This is a genomic window from Streptomyces sp. NPDC031670 (genome assembly GCF_055580545.1).
In genome coordinates, this window is the sequence record NZ_JBVILC010000001.1 from 874,064 (window position 1) to 882,268 (window position 8,205).

The 8,205-nt window shown below is 69.0% G+C and carries 8 protein-coding genes and 1 rRNA gene; all 9 read right to left on the reverse strand.

All coding sequences use genetic code 11. The features are described 5' to 3' along the window. Positions 1-98 precede the first annotated feature (98 nt). A complete protein-coding gene (locus ACZ5ID_RS03995) occupies positions 99-572 on the reverse strand; it encodes a bifunctional nuclease family protein (protein ID WP_006123076.1) in 474 nt (157 codons plus the stop codon). A gap of 53 nt (positions 573-625) precedes the next feature. Next, positions 626-1,369 carry a transcriptional regulator FtsR gene (gene ftsR, locus ACZ5ID_RS04000; RefSeq protein ID WP_468893108.1) on the reverse strand — a complete coding sequence of 248 codons (744 nt, stop codon included), beginning with the start codon at positions 1,367-1,369 and terminating at the stop codon, positions 626-628. Between the two features lie 60 nt (positions 1,370-1,429). Then, the gene (locus tag ACZ5ID_RS04005; protein WP_468893185.1) at positions 1,430-2,377 is read right to left on the reverse strand and encodes an FHA domain-containing protein; all 948 of its coding nucleotides are present in this window, start codon (positions 2,375-2,377) and stop codon (positions 1,430-1,432) included. An 82-nt stretch (positions 2,378-2,459) separates the two neighbouring features. Further along, entirely contained in the window at positions 2,460-3,386 is a 927-nt protein-coding gene (locus tag ACZ5ID_RS04010; RefSeq protein WP_468893111.1) for a DUF881 domain-containing protein, read from the reverse strand. A 5-nt stretch (positions 3,387-3,391) separates the two neighbouring features. Further along, on the reverse strand, positions 3,392-3,724 hold the full coding sequence (locus ACZ5ID_RS04015) for a small basic family protein (RefSeq protein WP_003970459.1): 333 nt from the start codon (positions 3,722-3,724) through the stop codon (positions 3,392-3,394). Next, positions 3,721-4,653: a DUF881 domain-containing protein gene (locus ACZ5ID_RS04020; protein ID WP_406554366.1), complete on the reverse strand. Its 933-nt coding sequence runs from the start codon at positions 4,651-4,653 to the stop codon at positions 3,721-3,723. The genes ACZ5ID_RS04015 and ACZ5ID_RS04020 overlap by 4 nt, the downstream gene beginning before the upstream one ends. Positions 4,654-4,744: 91 nt before the next feature. Next, the gene (locus ACZ5ID_RS04025; protein ID WP_468893114.1) at positions 4,745-7,240 is read right to left on the reverse strand and encodes a sugar phosphate nucleotidyltransferase; all 2,496 of its coding nucleotides are present in this window, start codon (positions 7,238-7,240) and stop codon (positions 4,745-4,747) included. Positions 7,241-7,350: 110 nt separating this feature from the next. Beyond that, positions 7,351-7,959, reverse strand: coding sequence for a CDP-alcohol phosphatidyltransferase family protein (locus ACZ5ID_RS04030; protein WP_468893116.1), 609 nt, complete (start codon positions 7,957-7,959; stop codon positions 7,351-7,353). A gap of 159 nt (positions 7,960-8,118) precedes the next feature. Then, positions 8,119-8,205: ribosomal RNA gene (rrf, locus tag ACZ5ID_RS04035) — 5S ribosomal RNA — on the reverse strand; the annotation flags it as partial.

An 8,205-nucleotide genomic window follows, 5' to 3' on the forward strand; every position in this document is an offset into this window, starting at 1 on the left:
TGATAATCACCCTGAGAGTGGTTTCGCGTACCCCTCTTCAGGGAAAGGCTACTCGAATGCCCCGGAGCGGCCGGGTTGACGGGGCTCCGGCACGCGGCTCACTGGCTGTTGGTGCCGAAGTCCTCGGGCGAGATCTGGTCGAGGAACTCGCGGAACTTCTCCACCTCGTCCTCCTGCTCGTCCGGGATGGCGATCCCCGCGTCGTCGAGCACCCCGTCACTGCCGTAGATCGGCGTTCCGGTGCGCAGGGCGAGCGCTATGGCGTCCGATGGTCGCGCGCTCACCTCGACCCCGCTGGCGAAGACCAGCTCCGCGTAGAACACACCTTCGCGCAGGTCCGTGATGCGGACCTCGGTGAGCTCCTGGCCCACGGCCTCCAGCACGTCCTTGAAAAGGTCGTGCGTCAGGGGCCGCGCCGGAGCCATCCCCTGCTGGGCGAAGGCGATCGCGGTCGCCTCCCCCGGGCCGATCCAGATGGGGAGGTACCGATCGCCTCCCACTTCACGCAGGAGCACGATCGGTTGGTTGGAGGGCATTTCCACCCGGACACCCACGACGTCGAGCTCGTTCACACAGCAACCCTAGGACGTGCCCGGCAGGTTTGGGTAGTCGGGGACCCCCGAGGTCAGTGCAGCCGGACCCCGAGAGCGGCCTGGACCATGGCCGCGTGGAGCCGCACGGTGAGCGCCGCGAGCTCTCTGACGGTGGCCTCCGCATGCGCCCTGGTCTGCGGGTTGCGGTGCAGACGCAGCGGGGCGACCACCTGTTCGACCAGGCCGGCCTCGCGGTCCGCAGCCGCCTTCATGGCGCGAAGATGACGCGGTTCGAGACCGAATCGGCCCAGATCCGCGACAAGACGTGCCACATTCACCGACTCCGCGTCGTAGCCGCCCTCCGGACCCGCCGAGATCAGCCCGTAGGACTCCCACTCGGTCAGCTCCGCCTCGGTGACCTCAGCGGCCACCAGGAGCTCCGTACGCCCCACACGGGCCGCTGTGGGGCGCTCCAGGTCGCCCTCTCCCCCGCCGTCCGCCAGATCGCGCGCTCCGCCCGCGGCGGGCAGCACGGGCTGCTCACCCCGGCTCAGGGCGTCCAGGTGCTCACGGATGACCTTCAGCGGCAGATAGTGATCGCGCTGCATCCGCAGGACCTGGGCGAGCCGCTCCACGTCCTCGGGGCTGAACTTGCGGTACCCCGACGGCGTGCGCCTGGGCTCGACAAGGCCCTCGGACTCCAGGAAGCGGATCTTCGAAATGGTGACTTCGGGGAACTCCTCGCGCAGCTGGTTCAGCACCGTGCCGATGCTCATCAGCCGGTCGCCCGCGGTGGCGGTGCCGTTCCCGGCACCGCCCGTCGGTGTGTGCAGCATGGGCCTTCCCTGGTGGGTCTTCCCCCTTGCGGGTCCCCCCGGACGGAGTCTGGGAGAGGGTCAGACGCCGTGCTGGCTCGCGTAGAACACCAGCCGGTACTTCCCGATCTGCACCTCGTCGCCGTTGGACAGGTCGATCGAGTCGATCCGCTCCCGGTTCACATACGTACCGTTGAGGCTGCCGACGTCCGAGACGGTGAAACGCCCGTCCGGATTGCGGCGGAACTCCACATGGCGGCGCGAGACGGTGACATCGTCCAGGAAGATGTCGCTCTGCGGATGCCGGCCCGCCGTGGTCAGCTCACCGTCCAGAAGGAAGCGGCTGCCCGAGTTGGGCCCGCGGCGCACCACCAGCAGGGCCGAGCCCAGCGGCAGCGCGTCCACCGCGGCCTGCGCCTCCGGCGACAGCGACGGCACCGCCGTCTGACCCGTCGCCTCGGAGTCGTACGCCTCCAGACCGGAGATCGAGATCGTCGACGTGGTCTCCGCGGCACGCTCGGGGACCGCTCCCGGGCGCAGCGGCGCCCCGCAGTTGGAGCAGAAGCGGCTCGCCGCCGCGTTGCTGTGCCCGCACCTCGTACACACCGGCATGGACGGATCCTCCTGCCCCGGCTGGACCGCGTGGGAGCTGGTCGCATACGGATCGGGCGCGAACCCGCCGCCCTGACCCGCACGCGACGGGTCCTGGAAACCTATGCGGCCGGGACCGGCAGGGTCAACAGAGGACGCGCCCGGACCGCCCGGAATGTCACCACCGGCGCGGCCCACCTCATCGCGGAACAGCGGGCGCTCGCCGCCCTGCTCCTCCGCCTGTCCACGGCCTCGGGCACGGTGCCGGGCGGAGCCGGCGGCCCCGTCCTCACGTGCGCTCTTGCCGAACAACTTCGCAAACAACTTCACGGGCGATTCCCCTTGACCGAAACAGACCCGCCCGTGGGGCAGGACGAACCCAGAATCAACACACCGGCCGACCCGGACATCCTCACAACGTCCGTATCCACCAAACAGTTTCCACCACGCACCACGAGTTGGGTGCGCCGACCCCCCGCAAGCTCATGCCCTTGTGCGGTCGCTCGCATGCGGCCCCGCGTCACCGCGAGGACGACCGAGCGTAGTCAGGCCGCTTCGCCGGTCGCAAGGCATCCACGACGATCTTGTCGGAACGGACCACCGTGGCCGTGGCCTGCTCCTTCTCCAGAGTCTGCACCACACCACCCGGGATGTTGAGCGCGGGTTCGAGATCCTGTGGCTTCCCGATCACCTTGAAGACGTACGGGGCGCTCGCCCGGTGGCCGTCGATCTCGATACCGCCGTCCGCGTCCGAGAAGTAGGTGTTGGCCACCACCCGGACGTCATTGACCTGGATGGCCTCCGCACCCGCCGCCCGCAGCTCCTGGATGGTGTCGAGCAGCTTGTCCGCCTCGACCGCCTTCTTGGAGTCGGTGATGGTCAGCGTGATGCCGGGGCCCTGCGCGGCGACCGTGCCGGCCAGGATGCCCAGCTGGCGCTCCTTCTCCAGGGTCTGCTTGCGCGCCTCGGCGGCCTGGTTGGAGCTGGTCTCCAGCTCGGTGCGCTGCCCCTCCAGCCGCGTCTTCTCGTCCTCCAGCCGCTTCGTACGGGAGTCGAGCTCGTCGAGGATGCGCACCAGGTCCTCCTGACGGGCCCCCCGCAGCGCGCTGTTGTCGCTGGTCGAGCGGACCTGGATGGCCAGCCCCAGACCCAGTACGAACAGCAGCAGGGCGACGATCAGTTGGGCCCGGGTCACCCGCGGCGGCCACAGCCCGGCGACCAGCCGCTGGCGGCCCGTCACCTGCGGTCCCGACGGCTCCTCGGGTCCGGGAGCGGGCGTCTCGGGCACCGGGGGCGGACCGGGCGGCGCCGGCGGGCCGGCGGACTTCGGCGGACCGGGGACCCCGGGCGTGTCGGGCCGGGGCGGCTGCGGCCCGGAAGGAGTGCCTCCGCCGCCGGGGCCCGGCGTGTGCCCCGGCTCCTGCTCGGGCGTGTCTTCGCTGCTCATCGGCCTCACGCCCGGAACACATGGCGGCGGATCGCCGCGGCGTTGGAGAAGATCCGGATGCCGAGCACGACGACCACACCGGTCGACAGCTGCGCGCCCACGCCCAGCTTGTCACCGAGGAACACGATCAGCGCCGCCACCACGACGTTCGACAGGAAGGAAACCACGAAGACCTTGTCGACGAAGATGCCGTCGAGCATGGCCCGCAGACCACCGAAGACCGCGTCCAGCGCGGCGACGACGGCGATGGGCAGATACGGCTCGACCACCGCGGGCACCTCGGGCCGGACCAACAGTCCGACCACGACTCCCACGACGAGGCCAAGTACGGCGATCACGATGTGCCTTTCCTTGTGGCGGCGGCGCCCCTGCCGGCGCCGGTGGCCTGCGGCTGTGCGGTACGTACGATCAGGCTCGGCGCGGCCGGCAGGCGCACCTCGCTCTGGTCGGAGATGCTGGAACGGATGCCGTAGTTCTCCTGAAGGACATGGAGGTACTGGCCGTCGGCGCTGTCCTGGAAGGCGGTGCTGAGCTTCTTGCCGTCCCCCACCGCGAGCACCGTGTACGGCGGCACCAGCGGCCTGTTGTCGACCAGTATGGCGTCGCCCGCCGCCCTGATCGCCGAAAGAGCGGTCAGCCGCTGCCCGTTGATGGCGACGGCCTCCGCACCCGACTGCCACAGGCCGTTGACGACGCGCTGCATGTCCCGGTCACGGACCCGGCCGGTGTCGGAGAACCCGCTGTTCTCGCGCGGACCGCCGCCGCCACCCGTCTCGGTGTTCTTGGCGTCGTCCACGACCAGCTTCACCCCGGGGCCGTGCACCTCGGTCGCCCCCGACAGCAGAGCGACCAGTTCGCCCTGGTCACCGCCGTGTTTCTCCAGGGCCTTGCGCTGGCGGTCGCCGACCTCGCCGCGCAGCGAGTCCACCCGCTTCTGCAGGTCGTCCGCCGCCTTGGTCTCGGCCTCCACGCGCCCGATCAGCTCCTGGCGCTCCTTGGCCACCACCGGCGCCGTTATCCGCGCCTGCGCGGCGCCGACCGTCACCACCACGGCGGCGAGCACCAGCCCGGCGGCCAGCCCGAGCTTCGCGCTCAGAGTTCGCGGCATGCCCTCGTGGCCCTCGGCCTTGCGCCGGGCCGTCGCCTCCGCGTACCCGTCGTCCAGCGCGTGGTCCATCACATTGGTCAGCAGCGACATGGACGCGTCGGGGCGGGACGGCGGAGACGGAGTGCTCCGAACGGGGGGCTGCTGCGACATGCCGCACATCGTCGCACGTCGGCGCCCCTGCCGCCGAATGGCCCCACCGGTGTGCCGGACGGCGTCCCACGACGCCGCCCGGCACACCGGTACGGACCTCTCAGTGACCCGCGCTGTCCACGATCGCGGCCCACTCGTCGAGCAGCGCCTGCGCGGAGGCGTCGTCGGGGCCCTCCGCCCACAGATGGGTGACCGCCTCGGCCGGGTCGGGCAGCACCATCACCCACCGCCCGTCGGCCTCGACGACCCGCACACCGTCCGTCGTGTCCACCGAGCGGTCCCCGGCGGCCTCCACGACCCGCCGCATGACCATGCCCTTGACCGCCCACGGCGTGGCCAGGTCCCGCCGCAGCACATGAGCACGCGGTATCCGCGCGTCGATCTGACTGAGCGTCAACTGCGTCCGCGCCACCAGACCGATCAGCCGTACGAAGGCGGCGGCGCCGTCGAAGACGCTGCTGAACTCGGGAATGATGAACCCGCCGCGCCCGTCGCCACCGAAGATGGTCGACTCCTCGCGGCCCACCCGCGTCAGATCGTCGGCCGACGTGGTCGTCCAGTCCACCTGCGTACCGTGGTACGCGGCCACCTGCTCGGCGATACGGGTCGTGGTCACCGGCAGCGCCACCCGCCCGCTGCGCCGCTCGGCCGCCACCAGGTCGAGCATCACCAGGAGCGCCCGGTCGTCCTCGACGATACGGCCCCGCTCGTCGACGAGCGAGAGCTTCTCGCCCACGGGGTCGAAGCGCACGCCGAACGCGGCACGGGACGAGGCCACGATCTCCCCGAGCCGCACCAGACCGGCCCGCCGGGCTTCGGCGGTCTCGGTCGGCCGCGACTCGTCGAGCCCCGGGTTGATGGTCAGCGAGTCGACCTGGAGCCGCCCGAGCAGACTCGGCAGGACCAGTCCCGCACTGCCGTTGGACGCGTCGACCACGACCTTCAGCCCGGCCTCCGCGACCCCGGTCGTGTCGACCTTGCGCAGCAGCGATCCGGTGTACGAGTCGAAGACGCTGCTCGGGAACTGCAGGTCGCCGATCTCACCGGGGAAGGCACGCCGGTATTCCTGACGTGCGTAGACCCGGTCCAGCTTGCGCTGCCCGGCCTGCGAGAGGTCCGCGCCGCGCTCGTCGAAGAACATGATGTCCACGGAGTCCGGCACACCGAGCGAGGTCCGGATCATGATGCCGCCGGCACTGCCCCGCGCGGTCTGCTGTCTCGCCACCGGCAGCGGTACGTTCTCCAGATCGCGTACATCGATCGCGCTGGCCTGGAGGGCGGAGATCACCGCCCGCTTCAGGGCGCGCGCGCCACGCGAGTGGTCACGGGCCGTGGTGACGGTCGCGCCCTTCTTCAGGGTCGTCGCGTACGCACCGGCCAGCCGTACCGCCAGCTCCGGGGTGATCTCCACATTGAGGACGCCGGAGACACCGCGCGCCCCGAAGAGATGGGCCTGGCCGCGCGACTCCCAGATCACCGAGGTGTTGACGAAGGCGCCCGCCTCGATGGTCTTGAACGGATAGACGCGGACGTTGCCCTGGATGATCGATTCCTCACCGACCAGGCACTCGTCCCCGATGACGGCCCCGTCCTCGATGCGGGCCGCCCGCATGATGTCGGTGTTCCGGCCGATCACACAGCCCCGCAGATTGCTGTGCTGCCCGATGTAGACGTTGTCGTGGACGACGGCCTTGTGGAGGAAGGCACCCTCCTTGACGACGACGTTGGAGCCGATGACCGTGTGCTCCCGGATCTCCGCGCCGGCTTCGACCTTCGCGTAGTCACCGATGTAGAGCGGACCGCGCAGCTCCGCGTCCGGGTGGACCTCGGCGCCCTCCGCGACCCAGACGCCGGGCGAGATCTCGAAGCCGTCGATGTCGACGTCGACCTTGCCTTCGAGGACATCGGCCTGCGCCTTCACATAGCTCTCGTGGGTGCCCACGTCCTCCCAGTAGCCCTCGGCGACATAGCCGTAGATGGGCTTGCCCTCCTTCATCAGCTGAGGGAAGACGTCACCGGACCAGTCGACGGACGTGTCGGCCTCGACGTAGTCGAAGACCTCCGGCTCCATCACATAGATTCCGGTGTTCACGGTGTCCGAGAAGACCTGGCCCCAGGTCGGCTTCTCCAGGAAGCGCTCGACCTTTCCCTCCTCGTCGACGATGGTGATGCCGAATTCCAGCGGGTTGGGCACCCGGGTCAGGCACACCGTGACCAGTGCGCCCTTCTCCTTGTGGAAGTTGATGAGATCGGTCAGATCGAAATCGGTGAGGGCGTCACCCGAGATGACGAGGAAGGCATCGTCCTTCAGGGCCTCCTCGGCGTTCTTGACGCTGCCCGCGGTGCCGAGCGGCTTCTCCTCATTGGCATAGGTGAGCTCCATTCCGAGCTCTTCGCCGTCACCGAAGTAGTTCTTGACCAGCGAGGCCAGGAACTGCACGGTTACGACGGTTTCATGCAGCCCATGCCGCTTGAGCAGCCGAAGCACATGCTCCATGATCGGCCGGTTTACCACCGGCAGGAGCGGCTTGGGCATGCTCGAGGTCATGGGGCGAAGGCGTGTTCCTTCGCCACCGGCCATCACGACGGCCTTCATGTCGGAAGCGTCCTCCTTGACGAGACAACGGTCTAGCCGACTGCACCCGTCCGGGTGGGATCCCTGGCTTCAAGCGCGGATCCCTCAGCTCCGAAGGACCGCCGACGAGCTCAATCGGCTTCTGAGTCCGCCTTGACCAGCCGGCGGACCTGAACCACATACAGGATCCCTGCCCACCAATACAGAGTTGTACCCCATCCGGCGAACGCCCATCCGAAAATCGCCGCCAGGTCGGCCAGCCATCCGCTTCCATCGCTGAGCAGCAGCAACGGGAAGGCGTACATGAGGTTGAAGGTGGCGGCCTTACCCAGGAAGTTCACCTGCGGCGGCGGATAGCCGTGCCTGCGGAGGATTCCCACCATCACCAGAAGCATCAGCTCCCGGGCGAGCAGGGCAGCGGTCAACCAAACGGGCAGAATCTCGCGCCAGGTGAGACCGACAAGCGTGGAAAGGATGTACAGCCGGTCGGCGGCCGGATCGAGGAGCCGCCCGAGACTGCTGATCTGGTTCCAGCGCCTGGCGAGCTTCCCGTCCAGGTAGTCACTGACACCGCTGAGCGCCAGTACGAGCAATGCCCAGCCATCGCTCTTGGGGCCGCCGAACTCGGGGCGGAGGATCAGCCACAGGAACACGGGGACGCCTACGAGGCGCGCCATGCTGAGGATGTTGGGGATGGTGAGCACCCGGTCCGTCTGAACGCGAGTCTCCTGGACCTCCACCCGGGGGCCTCCTGTGAACGTGCCAACGATGCCCCCTGACCTTACCGGCAGCGCAAGGGGATGAGTGCACAGGGGTACGAGCGCGATCTGGTCGGGTCCTGAACGCAAAAATGCCTCAACCCCCGGCCCAAAAGGGCACGGGGGTTGAGGCTAAAGATTGTTCGGCGGCGTCCTACTCTCCCACAGGGTCCCCCCTGCAGTACCATCGGCGCTGAAAGGCTTAGCTTCCGGGTTCGGAATGTAACC

Bases quoted from the DNA above. Each gene is read 5' to 3' on its own strand.
- ftsR (WP_468893108.1), bottom strand. From the start codon at position 1,369: ATGCTGCACACACCGACGGGCGGTGCCGGGAACGGCACCGCCACCGCG.
- ACZ5ID_RS04010 (WP_468893111.1), bottom strand. From the start codon at position 3,386: ATGAGCAGCGAAGACACGCCCGAGCAGGAGCCGGGGCACACGCCGGGC.
- ACZ5ID_RS04020 (WP_406554366.1), bottom strand. From the start codon at position 4,653: ATGTGCGGCATGTCGCAGCAGCCCCCCGTTCGGAGCACTCCGTCTCCG.
- ACZ5ID_RS04025 (WP_468893114.1), bottom strand. From the start codon at position 7,240: ATGAAGGCCGTCGTGATGGCCGGTGGCGAAGGAACACGCCTTCGCCCC.